The sequence below is a fragment of the Variovorax trehalosi genome, from assembly GCF_051216415.1.
Lineage (GTDB): Bacteria > Pseudomonadota > Gammaproteobacteria > Burkholderiales > Burkholderiaceae_C > Variovorax.
In genome coordinates this window covers 210,942-226,853 of the sequence record NZ_JBPJZG010000001.1, presented here as the reverse complement: position 1 = coordinate 226,853, position 15,912 = coordinate 210,942, and the positions used below count along the sequence as shown (strand labels likewise).

Genomic DNA, 15,912 nt, shown 5'->3' with positions numbered 1-15,912 from the left:
TGGGCAGGCCGCTCCGGCGACCTCCCGACGCGTCTGCTACGCTCGCACTCTTTCGGTGCGCACCTCGCGCGCCCTTTTCCTCTCCCATCCCAAGCCATGAATCCCGACGCCGACAAACTCTGGCAGGCCCCGCGTTGGGCGCTGGCCGTCCTGCTCGCGGTGCTCGGCATGCTCGGGCCGTTCTCCATCGACACCTACATCCCGGCCTTCTCGGGCATCGCGCGCTCCATCGGCGCGACGCCCGCCGAGATGCAGCAGACGCTTTCGGCCTACCTCTTCGGCTTCGCGTTCATGAACCTGTTCCACGGTGCGCTGTCGGACAGCTTTGGCCGCCGGCCCGTGGTGCTGTGGGGCCTTGCAGTATTCACCATCGCCTCGCTGGGCTGCGCGCTGTCGCAGAACATCACGCAGCTCGTGCTGTTCCGCGGGCTGCAGGGCCTGTCGACCGGCGCGGGCATCGTGGTCTCGCGCGCGGTGATCCGCGACATGTTCCCGCCCGCCGAGGCGCAGCGCGTGATGAGCCAGGTCACGATCTATTTCGGCGTGGCGCCGGCCATCGCGCCGATCATCGGCGGCTTCCTGTTCGTGCATGCGGGCTGGCACGCGGTGTTCTGGTTCCTCGTGGCCGTGGGCGTGGTGCTGTTCGTCGCCAATTACAAGCTGCTGCCCGAGACGCTGCATCCCTCGCACCGCCAGTCGTTCCACGTGCGGCACCTGATGCGCGGCTACTGGGACCTGTGCTCGGACCCGCGCTTTTTGCTGCTCGCGCTCGCGAGCGGCGTGCCTTTCAACGGCATGTTTCTCTACGTGCTGGCCGCGCCCGCATTCCTGGGCGACCACCTCGCGCTGCAGCCGCAGCAGTTCTTCTGGTTCTTCCTGCTGACCATCGGCGGCATCATGCTCGGCGCGCGCGCCAGCGGCCGCATGGCCGGCAAGGTCACGCCCAAGCGCCAGATCCGCGACGGCTTCCTCATCATGCTGGTCACCTCGGTGGTCAACGTGGTGGCCAACTTCTTCTTCGATGCGCACGTGGCCTGGGCGCTGTGGCCGCTCGCGGTGTTCGCCTTCGGCTGGGCGCTGATGGTGCCGGTGGTCACGCTGCTGGTGCTTGACCTGCACCCCGAGCGCCGCGGCATGGCCTCGTCGCTGCAGGCGGTGATCGGCTCCACCGCCAACGGCGTCGTCGCCGGTGCGATCGCACCGCTGGTGATGCATTCCACGCTGGCCCTGGCGGTCACCTCCACGCTGATGCTGGGCATCGGCTTGGTTGCCTGGGTCTGGCTGCATGGCCGCTGGCCCGAGATCGGCCGCAGCCTCGCCAACGAAACCTGAAAGGAGCCGCGCGATGCGGTTCTCCGCGTTCCTCGCCTACGCACGCGCCTGGTTGCCGGGCCGCACCACCGTCGACATGCGGGAGCGCCTGCGCGCCGTGTGCGGCGCGGCCATCGGGCTCTTGATCACCGCCCTGCTGTGCCGCTGGCTGGCCGGCCCGTTGGAGAGCGCCGTCTGGCTGATCGCGCCGTTGGGCGCCACCGCGGTGCTGGTGTTTGCCGTGCCCTCGAGCCCGCTCGCGCAGCCCTGGTCGGTCATCGGCGGCAACACGCTGTCGGCACTGGTCGGCATCGCCTGCGCGAACTGGATTCCCGACCCCGCCGTGGGCGCCGCCGTCGCGGTCGCCGCCGCGATCGGGGTGATGTTCGCCGCGCGCTGCCTGCATCCGCCGGGCGGCGCGGCGGCCTTGCTGGCGGTGCTCACCCACACCACGCAGTTCTCGTCGGCCCTGTTTCCCGCCCTCACGAACTCGGTGCTGATGGTGCTGGCCGGCGTGATCTACAACTCGCTCACCGGCCGACGCTATCCGCATGTGCAGGTGGCGCAGCCGCCGCGCGCGGACGCCCGCTTCAGCCAGGCCGACATCGACGCGGTGCTCGCCCGCTACAACCAGGTGCTGGATATCAGCCGAGACGACCTCGAGTCACTGATCCAGCAGACCGAGCTGGAGTCGTACAAGCGGCGCCTGGGCACGCTCGATTGCGGCGACATCATGTCGCCCAACCCTGTCTCGGTGGAGTTCGGAACGCCCCTGCAGGAGGCTTGGGCGCTGATGCACGAGAAGCGCATCAAGGCGCTGCCGGTGACCGACCGCACGCGCCGCGTGGTGGGCATCGTCACGCAGGCCGACTTCTTCCGCCAACTCGACCTGCAGAACCACGAAGGCATCGCAGGCCGGCTGCGCGATTTGATTCGCGCCACGCGCACCGTGGTGTCGAACAAGCCCGAGGTGGTCGGCCAGATCATGACGCGCCAGGTGCGCGTGGCCAGCGCCGAGCGGCCGGTGGTCGATCTCGTGCCGCTTTTTTCCGAAGGCGGCCACCACCATATCCCCATCATCGATGGTGAAAAGCGCCTCACCGGCATGATCACCCAGTCGGACTTCGTGCGCGCCCTCTACCGTGCCGTGCGGCCGGAGAACTGAAACCCCTTTTGTCTTTACCAAGGAGCGCGCATGGCCTGGGTCGTATTGCTGGTGGCGGGTCTACTTGAAGTGGGCTGGGCCATCGGCCTCAAGTACACCGAAGGATTCACGAAATTCTGGCCCTCGGTCGGCACCGCCTTCTCGATGGTGCTCAGCGTGGTGCTGCTGGGCTGGGCCATGCGCTCGCTGCCCGTGGGCACGGCCTACGCGGTATGGACCGGCATCGGCGCCGTAGGCACGGTGATCCTGGGCATCGTGCTGTTCCACGAGCCGGCCAATGCGGCGCGGCTCGTGTGCGTGGGGCTGATCGTCGCGGGCATCCTCGGGCTCAAGCTCACGAGCGCGGCCTGAACACCGCGCGCTACTCCAGCACGACGTTCGCCTTCTTCACGAGCGCCGCATAGCGCGCAGCCTCGCTGCGGAAGTAGCTTGCTGCCTCTTCGGACGAGGTGGGCTTGATGACGTTGCCCTGCCGGTCCATCGCCTCGCGCACCTCGGCGCTGGTGTAGGCGGCCACCACGGCGTCGTGGACGCGTTTGATGTCGGCCGCCTGCATCTTCGGCGGGCCGATCACCGCGAACCAGCCTTCGACCGCGTAGTTCGGCAGCCCCTGCTCCGCGATCGTCGGAATGTCCGGCGCGGCCGGCGAGCGGGCCGATCCGCACACGCCGATGGCGCGCAGCGCGCCGCTCTTGATGTGCTGCTGCACTGCGGGCAACGCGACCACGCCGATCTCGACCTGCCCCGCCATCATGTCGGTCACCATCGGGCCGGTGCCCTTGTACGGAATGTGGCGCGCCTTCACGCCAGCCTCATCCATGAACATCTCGCCGGCCAGGTGAATGATGGTGCCGTTGCCCGACGAGGCGTAGTTGTAGCCCTCGGGCTTGGCGCGCAGGAGCGCGACAAGCTCCTTCACGTTCTTCGCGGGCAGCTTCGGGTTCACCATCAGCACCAGCGGCGTCGCGCCGACCACGCTGATCGGCGTGATGTCGGTGATCGCATCGAACGGCATCTTCTTGAACACGCTCGGGTTGATCACGTGGTTGTTCGACACCATGCCCAGCGTGAGCCCGTCGGGCGCCGCCTTGACGATGGCCGCGGTGCCGGTGATGCCGCCCGCGCCCGGCATGTTCTCGATCACCACCGGCTGGCCGAAGGCCTTGCCGAGCGCCACCGACGCGGCGCGCACGATGTTGTCCACGCCCGAGCCGGCGCTGATAGGCAGGATGAAGCGGATCGGTTTGTCGGAGCCCTGTGCGAGCACGGGACAGGCGGCCAGCGCCGCCGCGCTGGCGCCGAAGCCCAGCAGCGTTCGGCGGTTCATCGGGAAAAAGTTCGTGGTGGTCATGGGTCTTGTCTCTCTTTATGGTTTTTGAAGAATCGCCGGCGTCAGCTCACGGCCGCGTCCGCATGCATCGCATCGACCTGCGCATCGCCGTAGCCCAGCTCGGCCAGCAGCTCGCGCGTATGTTCACCGAGCGTTGGCGGATGCAGGCGCACGCCCAGGCGTTCGCCGTCGAGCGTGATCGGGAACAGCGTCGTCTGCGCCATCTGCCCTGCACGCTCGCCGTCGGGCAAGCGAATGTCGGCCAAGCCCCCGCTGGCCTTCAGGTGCGGATCGGCATACAGGTCTTCGGGCCGCGTGATCGGTGCGAACGGCAGGCCCCGCGCCTCGAAGATCGCCGACAGCTCGGCCGCCGAACGATCGGCGAGCCGGACGCGCAGGTCGGCCAGCAGCGTGGGTCGCAGGCGCACCCGGTCGTTGTTGGTGCTCAGGGCCGGGTCGGCCTTCAGGTCGTCGAAGCCCAGCGCATCGCAGAACACCGTCCACTGCGCATCGCTCACTGCGGCCAGGAAGATCTGCTCGCCGTCCTTCACGGTGAACACGTCGTACAGCGCCCAGGCCGAGATGCGCTCTGGCATCGGCGCCGCCGCCTGCCCGGTGATCGCGTACTGCAGCATGTGCTGGCCGACGAGGAACACGTTGTTCTCGAAGAGCGCCGACTGCACCTCCTGCCCCTTGCCGGTTTCCGCACGCTGCATCAGCGCGGCGATGGCGCCGATGGCGCCGAACATGCCGCCCATGATGTCGTTCACGCTCGTGCCCGCGCGCAGCGGGTCGCCGGGGCGCCCCGTCATGTAGGCGAGCCCGCCCATCATCTGCACCACCTCGTCGAGCGCCGTTCGATGCTCATAGGGCCCGGGCAGGAAGCCCGTGTGGTTCACGTACACGAGGCGCGGATTGAGCTTGCCGAGCGCGGCGTAGCCCAGGCCGTACTTGTCCATCGTGCCGGGGCGGAAGTTCTGCGCCACCACGTCGGCCGTGGCGCACAGGCGCAGCGCCGCCTCGAGCCCCTGCGGGTTGCGCAGGTCCAGCGCGATGCTCTTCTTGTTGCGGTTGAACATCGGGAAGAAGCCCGCCCCCGCGCCCAGCAGGTGCCGCGTGCGGTCGCCGTCGATCGGCTCGACCTTGATGACTTCCGCGCCCAGGTCCGCCAGCACCATGCCGCAGGTCGGGCCCATCACCATGTGGGTGAACTCGACCACGCGGATGCCGGCGAGCGGCAGGCGCTTTTTCTCGATCACGGCGGCGTTCATGCGGCCACCTCCTGGGCTGCGGCCGTCGGCACGAAGGTCTTCGGGAAACCCGCACGCCACACCGTGCCCTGCAGCGTCTCGCCCTCGAGCCAGCCGGCCACGCGCTTGCGCAGGTCGAGCAGTTGCTGCAGGTCGACGCCGGTCGCAACGCCCATGCTCTCCAGCATGAAGATGAGGTCTTCGGTATCGACGTTGCCGCTCGCGCCCGGCGCATGCGGACAGCCGCCGATGCCGGCCAGGCAGGCATCGAAACGCGTGACGCCGACCTCCAGCGCCGCGTAGACGTTCGCGAGCCCGAGGCCGCGCGTGTCGTGGAAATGGCCGCACCAGAGGCGGTCGCCCGCGATGCGCAGCGCGCGTTCGAACAGGCTGCGGACCATCGCCGGGTCGGCGTAGCCCACGGTGTCCGCCAGGCTCACGCGGTCCGCGCCCGCATCGAGCAGCGCCTGCATCAGCCGCAGCACTTCCTCGGGGTCGACATGGCCCTGGATCGTGCAGCCGAAGGCCGTGCCCACGCCGCCGTCGATCAGCGTCTTCGAGCCCGCCGCATCGCGCGCGGCGCGCATGCGGCCGACCTCGGCCACCACTTCGTCGGGCGTCTTGCGCAGGTTGGCGAGGCTGTGCGCGTGGCTCGCGGAGAGCGGCACCATCATCAGGTCCGCCTCGCCCGCGATGGCGCGCTCCGCGCCCTTGAGATTGGGCACCAGCACCGAGGCGAAAAGCCCCGGCAACGTCTTCGCGTACGCCAGCAGCTCGGCCGTGTCGGCCAGTTGCGGCAGCAGGTGGGCCGGCACGAAGGAGCCGACTTCGATCTCGCGCTGGCCGGCCGCGTGCGCGTCACGGATCCATTCGAGCTTGCGTGCGGTGGGCAGCACGCGGGCGATGCTCTGGAGCCCGTCGCGCAGCCCCACTTCGCGAACGACCGCGCGGGGCGGCAGGAAAGCGTGAGTCAATTCTTTGTCTCCGTCGTGAGGGGTACGGCGTCGATGTTAGAAGTTCCGATTTGGTTCAGAAGGTATATTTTGGAAGCCATTTGCTTCCAGAACGGAACATCATGAGAGACCTCGACCTGACCACCCTGCGCCTGTTTGTCGCCGTCTGCGAAACCCGCAGCATCGCGCGCGCCGGCGAGCAGGCCAGCATCGTCGGCTCGGCGATCAGCAAGCGCCTCGCGCAGCTCGAAGACACCGTCGGCACGCCGCTGCTGCTGCGCAAGCGCCGCGGTGTGGTGCCCACGCCCGCCGGCGAGACCTTGCTGGAGCACGCCCGCGCCATGCTCGGCAGCGCGAACCGCATCGAGCGCGACATGGCTTCCTACGCCGGCGGGGCGCGCGGTCATGTGCGCATCCTGGCCTCGGCGTCGGTCATGGCCGAATCGCTGGCCGAAGACGTGGCCGGCTTCCTGCAGGACCCCGTGCACCGCAACATCCGGGTCGACATGGAAGAGCGCGTGAGCCCCGAGATCGTCCGGGGCATCCGCGAGGGCGTCGCCTCCATCGGCCTGTGCTGGGATGCCGCCGATCTCGAAGGGCTGGAGCGGCGCGACTACCGCTCGGACCACCTCGCGATCGTCGCACACCCCACGCACCCCGTGGCCCGCCACGACACGGTGCGCTTCGAACAGGTGCTCGACCACGAATTCGTCGGCATGCCCGCGCTGAGCGCGGTGCAGCTGATGCTCGCGCGCGAGGCCGCCGTGGCCGGCAAGCCGCTCGTGTACCGGGTGCTGGTGTCGAACTTCGACGCGGCACTGCGCGTGGTGCGCGCCGGCCTGGCCATCAGCGTGGTGCCGGCGGAAGTCGCCCGGCCATTCGCCGACGCCTTCGGGCTGCGCCTGATGCCGCTTACCGACGACTGGGCCCGCCGCCGGTTCGCGATCTGCTTTCGGAGCGAGTCGGCGCTGTCGCCCTCGGCCCAGCTGCTGGTCGCACACCTCGAACGCTGCGCCACGGACCGGCCAGCGGGCGACTGATTCGTCCGATAACGGAAACGATCCATTGCGATGGCGGTGGTTTTTGTTTCGTTTCCTGCAACCTAACATTCGGTCTGTTCACGCTGTCACCCTTCCATTCCACCGACCGAAAGACATCGCCATGTTCCGCAGGACCCTGATTTCCGCTGTCGCCCTGACCGCCACCCTCGCCCTCGCACCTCTGGCCCAAGCCGCCGAGCCGCTCAAGCTCGACGTGTACAACCCCGGCGCCAAGTCGATGTTCCCGGTGTCGTCCGAACTCATCACCGGCCAGACCGATGCCGTGCTGATCGACGCGCAGTTCCAGCGCAACGACGGCGAGGCGCTGGTGCAGAAGATCAAGGCCAGCGGCAAGAAGCTGACCACCGTCTACATCAGCCACAGCGACCCCGACTACTACTTCGGCCTCGACGTGATCCAGGCCGCTTTTCCCGACGCGAAGATCGTCGCCACGCCGCAGACCGTGGCCGCGATCCAGGCCTCCAAGGACGGCAAGCTCGCGTACTGGAGCCCGATCCTGAAGGAGAACGCGCCCAAGGCGGTGGTCGTGCCCCAGCCGCTGGCTGGCGACAGCATCGAGCTCGAAGGCCAGAAGATCCAGATCGTCGGCCTCGACGGTCCTACCCCCGCGCGCACCTTCGCCTGGATTCCTTCGCTCAAGGCCGTGGCCGGCGGCATCCCGGTGTCGGCCAACATCCACGTGTGGATCGCCGACACGCAGACGCCTGCATCGCGCAGCGACTGGCTCAAGACGCTGGGCCGCATCGAAGCCCTGCATCCCAAGACCGTGGTGCCCGGCCACTATCTGCCGAACGCGAACGGCAGCGCGCCCTACACAGTCGCCTCGGTGAAATTCACGCGCAGCTACCTGCAGGCCTTCGAGACCGAAGCCAAGAAGGCCAAGGACTCGGCCGCACTCATCGCCGCGATGAAGAAGCGCTACCCGAAGCTGGAAGACACCTCGTCGCTCGAACTGAGCGCCAAGGTCATCAAGGGAGAAATGAAATGGCCGCAGTGAACGACGCACCGGGCACCGCCACGCTGCACTACATCTTCGATCCGATGTGCGGCTGGTGCTACGCCGCCGCGCCGCTGGTCGATGCGGCGCGCAGCGTGCCGGGCCTTGCGGTCGAGTTCCACGGCGGCGGCATGATGACCGGCGCGAACCGCCGCGCGATCTCGCCGCAGTGGCGCGAGTACGTGATGCCGCATGACCGGCGCATCGCCGAACTCACGGGCCAGCCTTTCGGCGAGGCGTACTTCGAGGGGCTGCTGCGCGACACCGGCGCGGTGATGGACTCCGCCCCCCCCACTACCGCGATCCTCGCAGCCGAGGCGCTGCGCAAAGGTGGCGGCCTCGACATGGTCCATCGCCTGCAGCACGCCCACTACGTCGAAGGCCGGCGCATCGCCGATACGGATGTGCTCAATGCCGTGGCCATCGAACTCGGCTTCGATGCAGAAGCTTTCGCATCGACCTTCGCGCGCCTGTCCGGCGAAGCAACTTCGCAGCACATCGCCGCGAGCCGCCAGCTGCTGCAACGTTCGGGCGGACAGGGCTTTCCGACTTTCGTGCTGGCGCAGGCCGACGGCACTGCAAGCCGCATCGACATCGGACCCTGGCTCGGCCGGGCGGACGAATGGAAGGCGCAACTCGCCACGCTGGCCGCGCCGCCGCAATCCGCAGCAGCGCCCGCCGCGTGCGGCCCCGACGGCTGCGCGATCTAGGCGATCTTTTCCAGGAAGACCAGCCGGATCGGTGCATCCAGCAGTTCGTCGAACCGCTTCTCGAACGCCTGGAAATACGGCGTTGCGAAGTGAGCGTCCAGCGCGGCCTGGTCCCTGAACGACTCGCGCATGTAGAAGCTGCCGGGCTCGTCACGCAACTCGAACAAGGTGTAGTCGAGGCAGCCGGGCTCTTCCCGCGTGGAGGGCACCAGGGCGCTCAAGGCGCTGCGAAGCGCTTCACGCTGGCCGGCCTTGGCCTTCAGGACGGCGATGCTGATCAGAGGGACGGTGCTCATGTATTCGTTTCCTGCGGCACGAAGTTTCGATGCCTGCAGTTTGCGATGACACCGCCGTTTGAAAAAGTCTCTCGATCCGGAAACTCTTTCAATCGGCCTTTGAAGATCGCCCTCTCAGAAGAATGCCCGCGCGATGACAGGCGCTACTTGCTGCATTGGAAACTCGCCGCCTGCGATGCATCGCCACTCACGTAGCGCGGCCACAGCGGCCACTCGCACAACGGGCGCGCGCGGGTGGTCTTGAACGGCGGCTGAACCTCCTGCTCGAGCAGTTGCAGTCCGCCCGGCGCGCGGCCGCGCTCGACCCAATCAGCCAGCGCGCCGAGCATGTCGACGTTCGCAGGCGCGCCGCTGCCCACATGGTCCACACCCGGCGCGGTGTACAGGCGCATGAAGCGGTCCACGTTGTCGCGCCCCATGCGCGCCACCACCGACTCGTAGTAGCGGATGCCGGCGAACGGGCTCTGCGCGTAGTCGGCCATGTGCTCCAGCATCAGCAGCTTGCCGCCCCGTGCGTTGAAGGCGCTGAGATCAGGGTTGGTCGAGTCCATCAGTTGCGACACGGTGGCGATGCGGGCGGCGAAGTCTTCGGCGCGGTAGTTGCGCACATCGAGCGATGGATTGCGCGCGTAGAAATACTGCAGCGCCCCGCTCCCGTAGAACCACGCGATGCCGTTGCTCGGCTGCGGCGGCACGCTCGGCGCGGCGGTGCCGGTCCACCATGCGTTCCAGCCGCCCATCGAAGCGAAAGCCGGCGTGCCTTCACCACCGATGCCCCAGCCCGGATATTCGGCGACACCGTGGGCCAGCGGCACGGGCGCGCGCCACGGCGAGCGCAGCGTGCGCACCGCCTGCACCTGCGCATCGTTGAGGCAGTTGTCGCCGCTCGTTCCCGCCGCGCAGCGCAGGGTGGCCGGATCGAAACGCTGAAGACACGCCACCGGGTTCGACACGATGCGATCGGCCACGCCGTCCGCGGCATCGCACGACGCGAGCACCGCGTTGTGCACCAGTTGCACCTGCGCGGGCCGCAGCCACCCCTCGCCGAAGGTGGCGATGCCGTTGCGCGTGCCCGCGTGCTGCAGCCCCGTCCAGTTGATCACCGGCACGCGGCTGAAGATGCCGTCGAAGTCCTGCGGATAACGCTGCGCCATCGTGAGCGCCTCGCGCCCACCTTCGGAACTGCCCATGAAATAGAGCTTCTGCGGCGCCTGCCCGTAGGCGCGCTGCATCAGCGCCACCGCCACGTCTCGCACCTTCTTGTACGAGGCATGCGCGAAGTTCGCGAGCGCCTCGTCGTTCAGCGCAAAGGCCTGCGGCGGCTGGCCCTGCACGTTCTGGTGGCCCGAGTCGGTGCCGTAGGTCACGTAGCCCTGCGCGAGCGGCGTGGGCTGGTCGAAACGGCCGGCCGGAACCAGCGCGAGGCCGGTGATCAGCACGCCGTTGAAGCCACCGCCGCCGTACTGCACGCTGCGCCCGTTCCATGCGAGCGGCAGGTTGACCTGGAACAGGATCGGCGGCGCGCTCGCATCGAGCGGCGCGATGCGCCCGAGCACCTTGCAGTGCGCGGGCGTCACCGGCGTGATGCGCGCCGCGGGGCTGGGCCCGCGCTCGGCGACCGCCAGCGGGGAGGCGGCAACGAGGGTCACGGAGTCGATGGTTGCGGCGCCGCTCGGCAGGCCGATCGCAGCGGGCGCGATCGGTGCGGCGAGGGCCACGCAGGATGTGGCCGGGTACGCGCCGAGCGTGAGGCTCCTCGGCCCGGTGGGGGTGCCGCATGCGGCGAGCAACGCGGCGACCGCCAGCATGGCGCCCCCGCAAAACACTGTCTTCGGGATCGCCATCTGTCTGTCTCCTTCGTTGTTCGTTAGAGGCCGCTACCGCGCCACGCCCAGCAGCCGCTCCAGCACCTGCGGCTGGCTGCGCAGTGCCGCCGCGCTGTCGGTGTGAACGATGGTGCCGTGGTCGAGCACCACCGCGTGGTCGGAAATCGCGAGGATCGCCTGCGGGTGCTGCTCCACGATGATCGCGGCCAGCCCTTCGTCCTGCGTGATCCGGCGAATGGCGCGTAGCAGTTCTTCCACGATGATCGGCGCGAGGCCTTCGAGCGGCTCGTCGAGCAGCAGCAGCTTCGGGTTCAGCACCAGCGCACGGCCGACAGCCAGCATCTGCTGCTCGCCACCCGAGAGCTGCGTGCCCAGGTTGGTCTTGCGTTCGGCCAGGCGCGGGAACATCTCGTAGACGCGCTGCGGATTCCACTTGCCCGGGCGCTCCACGGCCGTCAGGTTCTCGTGCACCGTGAGCGACTTGAAGATGTTGCGCTCCTGCGGCACCCAGCCAATGCCCGCCGCGGCACGTTGATGCGGTGCCAGCTTGTGCAGCGCCTGCCCGCCGAGCGCGATGGTGCCGCCGTGCTGGCGCGTGGCACCGGCCAGCGTGTTGATCAGCGTCGTCTTGCCCGTGCCGTTGCGGCCGAGCAGCGCGAGCGTCTGCCCTTCGCCGAGCGCGAACGCCACGTCGTGCAGCACCACGGCCTCGCCGTAGCCCGCGCTCAGGTTCTCGATGCGCAGCAGCTCAGACATGGGCGTTCTCCGTTCCATGGCCCAGGTAGACCTCTTTCACCTTCGGATCGTTGGCGATGGTCTCGGGGTCGCCCTCGGTCAGGAGCGTGCCGTTGACCAGCACCGTCATGCGGTCGGCGAAGCTGAACACCAGGTCCATGTCGTGTTCGATCAGCAGCACCGACACATCGGCCGGCAATGCGGCCACGGTCTGCAGCAGCTCTTCGCGCTCGCCGGCGGGCACGCCCGCCACGGGCTCGTCGAGCAGCAGCACGCGCGGCTCGCAGGCGAGCGCGATGGCGATCTCCAGCAGGCGGCGCTTGCCGTAGGCCATGAACTTGGTCTGCTGCTTCGCGACGTCCGCCAGGTGGAACTGCTCCAGCAGTTGCCCTGCCCGCTCCGCGATCCCCTTGGTGCCGCCGAGCGGCCGCCACCATTGCGCGGCGATGCCCTTCTGCTGCGACACCACGAGCGCCAGCGTTTCCAGCGGCGTCATCGAATCGAACAGCTGGTTGATCTGGAAGGTGCGCACCAGCCCACGCGCCACGCGCTTGTGCGGCGCGAGCGTGGTGATGTCTTCGCCGAGCAGCGTGATGCGGCCTTCGGTCGGCGTGAGCACGCCGGTCAGCAGGTTGATCAGCGTGGTCTTGCCGGCACCGTTCGGGCCGATCAGCGCATGGCGAGCGCCGCGCTTCAATTCCATCGTGACGTTGTTGGTGGCCGTGATGCCGCCGAAGCGCATCACCAGGCCTTGCGTCGAAAGCACGGTGTCGGTGGTGGTCATGCCGCACCCCCTTTCTTCTTGCCCATGCCGAACCACGTCCACGGCTTGAGCAGGCGGTCGCGCCCCACGAGCACCAGCAGCACGAGGATGAGGCCGATCCAGAACATCCAGTACTGCGGCGTCACGGCCGAGAGCCAGTTCTGCAGCAGCTTGAAGACGATGGCACCCGCCACGCCGCCATAGAGCCAGCCCACGCCGCCGATCACCAGCATCAGCAGCACATCGGCCGAGCGGTCGAAGGCCAGCACGTCGAGCGAGGCGAAGCCGGTGGTCTGCGCGAGCAGCGCGCCCGCCGCGCCGGCAATGCCGGCTGCGACGGTGTAGATGACCGCGAGCCGCGACACCACCGGAATGCCGATGGCCATCGCACGCAGCCGGTTGTCGCGAATGGCCTTCAACGTTGCGCCGAACGGCGAATGCACCAGCCGGCGCATCACCAGGAACAGCACCAGCATCACCGCCAGCGAATACCAGGCGGCGGTACGGCCGTACAGGTCGAACTCGAAGAGGCCGAGCACCGGCCCCATCACCACGCCCTGCAGGCCGTCGGCGCCGCCGGTGAGCCAGTCGAGCTTGTTGGCCAGTTCGAGCAGGAGCAGCGCGGTGCCGAGCGTGACCATGAGCCGCGTGAGGTCGCTGCCGCGCAGGATCGTCACGCTGGCCACGAGACCCAGCAGCGCCGAGAGCACGGTCGCGAACACCAGCCCGACGGTCGGGTCCGGCATCACGAGCTTGGCGAACAGCGCCGCCGCATACGCGCCGAAGCCGAAGAAGGCCGCATGGCCGAGCGACACGATGCCGGTGTAGCCGAGGATCAGGTCGAGCGACATCGCGAACAGCGCGACGATGGCGATCTCGTTGACCAGCAGCGAATGCGAGGGCATCACCAGCGGCAGCGCGAAGGCCACCGCCCAGGCCACGAACTCCCAGGGCCGCCAGCGCGCGGTGCGCAGCAGGGCCGACTCATAGGTCGCAGTGGTGGAGGAAGAAGGCGCGCTCATCTCAACGGCCTCCCTTGCGCGTGAACAGGCCCTGGGGCCGCCACATCAAAATCAGGATCATCAGCAGGTAGACGGTGAAGGCGCCCATCTTCGGAATGAAGTACTTGCCCGCCACGTCGGCAATGCCCAGCAGCAGCGCCGCCGCGAGCGGCCCGGTGATCGACGAGGTGCCGCCGACCGACACCACGATCAGGAAATAGATCATGTACTTGAGCGGAAAGGTCGGATCGAGCCCGAGGATTTCCGCCCCCAGCGCACCGCCCAGCCCTGCAAGCCCCGAGCCGACGGCGAAGGTCAGCAGGAACACGATGTTCACGTTGATGCCCAGGCCCGCGGCCACGCGCGGGTCGTCGACCGCGGCGCGCAGCCGGCTGCCGAAGCGCGTCTTCGAGAGGATGAGCTGCAGCACCACGGTGAGCACCGCGCACACGCCGATGATGAAGAGCCGGTAGTGCCCCATGCCCAGCAGCAGTGCGCCGTCGCCGATCTCGGTGCGGCCGCGCAGCCACTCGGGCAATTGCACGTTCTGCTGCGACGAGCCGACGAAGTAGTCGATGGCGGCCACCGCCATGAACGCGAGGCCAATGGAGAAAGGCACCTGGTCCAGGTGCGGCTTGCCGTACATCGGCCGGTAGAGCGTGCGTTCGAGCAAGGCTCCGGCGAGCGCGACGACGATGAACGCGAACGGCAGGCAGGCCAGGAACGGCATGCCGAGCTTCTGCATCGCGAACACGGTGAGGTAGCCGCCCGCCATGGCGAAGGCGCCGTGCGCGAGGTTGATGAAGTTCATCAACCCGAGCGTCACGGCCAGGCCGACGGCGAGAACGAAGAGCAGCATGCCGTAGGCGATGCCGTCGAAAAGAATGGTCAGCATGTCTGTTGTCTGCGTCTGAGGTGCGTTCGTTCTGGATGCTGTTGTTCAGGGCGGGTGCACAGGCCACCGGGTACTCCCCTCCGCGAATGTCCCCCGGGGCTTCGCCCCTCCTCCTTGATTTCGCTGCGGGGAGCACCCGATGCCCTGCGCACTTGGGCACTCTGCTGGCATATCGCTGATCAGCGACTGCACTGAAAAACGAGCACGCCGATGGGGTGCCTTGCGCAGCGAAATCAAGGAGGAGGCCGCAGGCCGGGGGACATTCGCAGAGCAAGGTACCCCGTCGGCGGGAGCGTCGCCCTGAACGGCAACGCCCCACCGCGAGGCGCCGAATTACTTCGCCTTGCCCGGGTCCTTCACGCCCTTGATCACGTCGAACTCGACGTTGTAGAGCTGCCCGTCCTTCTTCTCGACCTTGCGCAGGTACACGTCCTGCACGATGTCGCGCGTCTGCGCATCGATCAGCACCTGGCCGCGCGGGCTCTCGAAGACCTGGCCCTTCATGGCCGCCAGCAGCGCTTCGCCGCCGCCCTGGCCCTTGGTGGTCTTGAGCGCTTCGTAGATCACGCGCATGCCGTCATAGCCGCCGACGGCCATGAAGTTGGGGCGCATCTTCGGGTTGGCCTTCTGGAAGGCCTCGACGAACTTCTTGTTCGCGGCCGAGGGGTGCGCGGCCGAATAGTGGTGCGAGGTGACCACGCCGAGCGCGCCGTCGCCCATGTCGTTCAGTTGGTCGTCATCGGTCACGTCGCCGGTGGCGATCATGCGGATGCCGGCCTTGTCCATGCCGCGTTCCAGGAACTGCTTCATCACCGCCGCGCCCGCGCCCGAGGGCACGAAGACGAACAGCGCATCGGGCTTGGCATCGCGCACCTTCTGCAGGAACGGCGCGAAGTCGGGGTTGCGCAGCGGCACGCGGAGTTTTTCGATCACCTTGCCGCCGTTGAGCTGGAAGCGCTCGCTGAAGAACTTCTCTGCGTCGTTGCCGGGGCCGTAGTCGGCCACGAGCGTCACCACGGTCTTCACGCCGTTCTTCGGCGCCCAGTCGCCCATGGCGACCGACACCTGGGGCAGCGTGAAGCTCGAGCGAATGATGTAGGGCGAGGCTTCGGTGATGCTCGACGTGGCCGCGGCCATCACCACTTCAGGCGTCTTCGACTGGGTGGCGATCGGCGCCACGGCCAGCGCCAGCGGCGTGAGGCCAAAACCGGCCAGCACGTTGACCTTGTCGTTCACCACCAGTTCCTGCGCGAGGCGCTTGGTCACGTCGGGCAGGCCCGTGTCGTCCTTGACGATCAGCTCGACCTTCTTGCCAGCCACGGTGTCGCCGTTCTGCGCCATGTACAGGCGCGCCGCGGCTTCGATCTGACGGCCGGTGGAGGCCGACTGGCCGGTCATCGGAAGGATCAGGCCGATCTTGAACTTGTTGTTGTCCTGGGCGCTGGCGAAGGGCGCCGCGAGCGCGGCGGAGAGCGCGATCGCCGAGAGGCCCGCGGTCTGAATGAGATGGCGTCTTTGCATGAGGTTTTCCTTGAGGGACGGAATGCGAAACCGGGGCTATTTTCAACACTTTGCAACATTCGGCGGAGCAGGCAATCACCTAGCCGGCCCCTCGCGCG

At 68.0% G+C, this 15,912-nt stretch carries 15 protein-coding genes and 1 pseudogene; 6 read left to right on the top strand and 10 right to left on the bottom strand.

The window, feature by feature from the left end:
• Positions 1-96: 96 nt before the first annotated feature.
• From ACSFA7_RS01080 to sugE, 3 genes are read left to right on the top strand one after another with little or no spacing between them, the layout of a single operon-like run.
• Positions 97-1,332 carry a multidrug effflux MFS transporter gene (locus ACSFA7_RS01080; RefSeq protein WP_042578536.1) on the top strand — a complete coding sequence of 412 codons (1,236 nt, stop codon included), beginning with the start codon at positions 97-99 and terminating at the stop codon, positions 1,330-1,332.
• Positions 1,333-1,345: 13 nt separating this feature from the next.
• The gene (locus ACSFA7_RS01075) at positions 1,346-2,476 is read left to right on the top strand and encodes an HPP family protein (protein WP_435497685.1); all 1,131 of its coding nucleotides are present in this window, start codon (positions 1,346-1,348) and stop codon (positions 2,474-2,476) included.
• A gap of 30 nt (positions 2,477-2,506) precedes the next feature.
• Positions 2,507-2,827, top strand: a complete 321-nt coding sequence (gene sugE / locus ACSFA7_RS01070) for a quaternary ammonium compound efflux SMR transporter SugE (RefSeq protein ID WP_435497684.1) — start codon at positions 2,507-2,509, stop codon at positions 2,825-2,827.
• A 10-nt stretch (positions 2,828-2,837) separates the two neighbouring features.
• On the opposite strand, the gene ACSFA7_RS01065 is transcribed toward sugE, so the two are convergent.
• From ACSFA7_RS01065 to ACSFA7_RS01055, 3 genes are read right to left on the bottom strand one after another with little or no spacing between them, the layout of a single operon-like run.
• Complete coding sequence (locus tag ACSFA7_RS01065; protein ID WP_435497683.1) at positions 2,838-3,827, bottom strand: Bug family tripartite tricarboxylate transporter substrate binding protein; 990 nt, start codon at positions 3,825-3,827, stop codon at positions 2,838-2,840.
• Between the two features lie 41 nt (positions 3,828-3,868).
• The gene (locus ACSFA7_RS01060; RefSeq protein WP_435497682.1) at positions 3,869-5,077 is read right to left on the bottom strand and encodes a CaiB/BaiF CoA transferase family protein; all 1,209 of its coding nucleotides are present in this window, start codon (positions 5,075-5,077) and stop codon (positions 3,869-3,871) included.
• Positions 5,074-6,030: a hydroxymethylglutaryl-CoA lyase gene (locus ACSFA7_RS01055; RefSeq protein WP_435497681.1), complete on the bottom strand. Its 957-nt coding sequence runs from the start codon at positions 6,028-6,030 to the stop codon at positions 5,074-5,076. The genes ACSFA7_RS01060 and ACSFA7_RS01055 overlap by 4 nt, the downstream gene beginning before the upstream one ends.
• A gap of 101 nt (positions 6,031-6,131) precedes the next feature.
• On the opposite strand from ACSFA7_RS01055, the gene ACSFA7_RS01050 reads away from it, so the two are divergent.
• The 3 genes and pseudogenes from ACSFA7_RS01050 (at position 6,132) to ACSFA7_RS01040 (ending at position 8,777) form a co-directional block, all read left to right on the top strand.
• Positions 6,132-7,049 carry a LysR family transcriptional regulator gene (locus tag ACSFA7_RS01050; protein WP_435497680.1) on the top strand — a complete coding sequence of 306 codons (918 nt, stop codon included), beginning with the start codon at positions 6,132-6,134 and terminating at the stop codon, positions 7,047-7,049.
• 121 nt (positions 7,050-7,170) lie between these two features.
• Positions 7,171-8,061 (top strand): annotated as a pseudogene (locus tag ACSFA7_RS01045) (MBL fold metallo-hydrolase); the annotation flags it as partial.
• Positions 8,055-8,777 (top strand): DsbA family protein, encoded by a 723-nt coding sequence (locus ACSFA7_RS01040; RefSeq protein WP_435497679.1) that lies wholly within the window; start codon positions 8,055-8,057, stop codon positions 8,775-8,777. The pseudogene ACSFA7_RS01045 and the gene ACSFA7_RS01040, both read left to right, overlap by 7 nt.
• Here the strand turns inward: ACSFA7_RS01040 and ACSFA7_RS01035 are convergent.
• The 7 genes from ACSFA7_RS01035 to ACSFA7_RS01005 all read right to left on the bottom strand — a co-directional run bounded on the left by ACSFA7_RS01035 (position 8,774) and on the right by ACSFA7_RS01005 (position 15,814).
• A complete protein-coding gene (locus tag ACSFA7_RS01035) occupies positions 8,774-9,073 on the bottom strand; it encodes a putative quinol monooxygenase (RefSeq protein WP_435497678.1) in 300 nt (99 codons plus the stop codon). The two genes, ACSFA7_RS01040 and ACSFA7_RS01035, sit on opposite strands and share 4 nt — an antisense overlap.
• Before the next feature lie 143 nt (positions 9,074-9,216).
• Entirely contained in the window at positions 9,217-10,917 is a 1,701-nt protein-coding gene (locus tag ACSFA7_RS01030) for a tannase/feruloyl esterase family alpha/beta hydrolase (RefSeq protein ID WP_435497677.1), read from the bottom strand.
• A 33-nt stretch (positions 10,918-10,950) separates the two neighbouring features.
• The gene (locus tag ACSFA7_RS01025) at positions 10,951-11,655 is read right to left on the bottom strand and encodes an ABC transporter ATP-binding protein (protein WP_013540373.1); all 705 of its coding nucleotides are present in this window, start codon (positions 11,653-11,655) and stop codon (positions 10,951-10,953) included.
• Entirely contained in the window at positions 11,648-12,418 is a 771-nt protein-coding gene (locus ACSFA7_RS01020; protein WP_206178200.1) for an ABC transporter ATP-binding protein, read from the bottom strand. The genes ACSFA7_RS01025 and ACSFA7_RS01020 overlap by 8 nt, the downstream gene beginning before the upstream one ends.
• Positions 12,415-13,419 (bottom strand): branched-chain amino acid ABC transporter permease, encoded by a 1,005-nt coding sequence (locus ACSFA7_RS01015; protein WP_435497676.1) that lies wholly within the window; start codon positions 13,417-13,419, stop codon positions 12,415-12,417. Before ACSFA7_RS01015 ends, ACSFA7_RS01020 begins: the two co-directional genes overlap by 4 nt.
• Position 13,420: 1 nt before the next feature.
• Positions 13,421-14,293 carry a branched-chain amino acid ABC transporter permease gene (locus ACSFA7_RS01010; protein ID WP_435497675.1) on the bottom strand — a complete coding sequence of 291 codons (873 nt, stop codon included), beginning with the start codon at positions 14,291-14,293 and terminating at the stop codon, positions 13,421-13,423.
• Between the two features lie 333 nt (positions 14,294-14,626).
• Positions 14,627-15,814 carry an ABC transporter substrate-binding protein gene (locus ACSFA7_RS01005; RefSeq protein ID WP_435497674.1) on the bottom strand — a complete coding sequence of 396 codons (1,188 nt, stop codon included), beginning with the start codon at positions 15,812-15,814 and terminating at the stop codon, positions 14,627-14,629.
• Positions 15,815-15,912 lie beyond the last annotated feature (98 nt).

Excerpts from the sequence above, each read along its gene's own strand:
- ACSFA7_RS01060 (WP_435497682.1), bottom strand. The coding sequence starts at position 5,077 with ATGAACGCCGCCGTGATCGAGAAAAAGCGCCTGCCGCTCGCCGGCATC.
- ACSFA7_RS01005 (WP_435497674.1), bottom strand. The coding sequence starts at position 15,814 with ATGCAAAGACGCCATCTCATTCAGACCGCGGGCCTCTCGGCGATCGCG.
- ACSFA7_RS01075 (WP_435497685.1), top strand. The coding sequence starts at position 1,346 with ATGCGGTTCTCCGCGTTCCTCGCCTACGCACGCGCCTGGTTGCCGGGC.
- ACSFA7_RS01035 (WP_435497678.1), bottom strand. The coding sequence starts at position 9,073 with ATGAGCACCGTCCCTCTGATCAGCATCGCCGTCCTGAAGGCCAAGGCC.
- sugE (WP_435497684.1), top strand. The coding sequence starts at position 2,507 with ATGGCCTGGGTCGTATTGCTGGTGGCGGGTCTACTTGAAGTGGGCTGG.
- ACSFA7_RS01025 (WP_013540373.1), bottom strand. The coding sequence starts at position 11,655 with ATGTCTGAGCTGCTGCGCATCGAGAACCTGAGCGCGGGCTACGGCGAG.
- ACSFA7_RS01040 (WP_435497679.1), top strand. The coding sequence starts at position 8,055 with ATGGCCGCAGTGAACGACGCACCGGGCACCGCCACGCTGCACTACATC.
- ACSFA7_RS01050 (WP_435497680.1), top strand. The coding sequence starts at position 6,132 with ATGAGAGACCTCGACCTGACCACCCTGCGCCTGTTTGTCGCCGTCTGC.
- ACSFA7_RS01080 (WP_042578536.1), top strand. The coding sequence starts at position 97 with ATGAATCCCGACGCCGACAAACTCTGGCAGGCCCCGCGTTGGGCGCTG.
- ACSFA7_RS01015 (WP_435497676.1), bottom strand. The coding sequence starts at position 13,419 with ATGAGCGCGCCTTCTTCCTCCACCACTGCGACCTATGAGTCGGCCCTG.
- ACSFA7_RS01020 (WP_206178200.1), bottom strand. The coding sequence starts at position 12,418 with ATGACCACCACCGACACCGTGCTTTCGACGCAAGGCCTGGTGATGCGC.
- ACSFA7_RS01065 (WP_435497683.1), bottom strand. The coding sequence starts at position 3,827 with ATGACCACCACGAACTTTTTCCCGATGAACCGCCGAACGCTGCTGGGC.
- ACSFA7_RS01030 (WP_435497677.1), bottom strand. The coding sequence starts at position 10,917 with ATGGCGATCCCGAAGACAGTGTTTTGCGGGGGCGCCATGCTGGCGGTC.
- ACSFA7_RS01010 (WP_435497675.1), bottom strand. The coding sequence starts at position 14,293 with ATGCTGACCATTCTTTTCGACGGCATCGCCTACGGCATGCTGCTCTTC.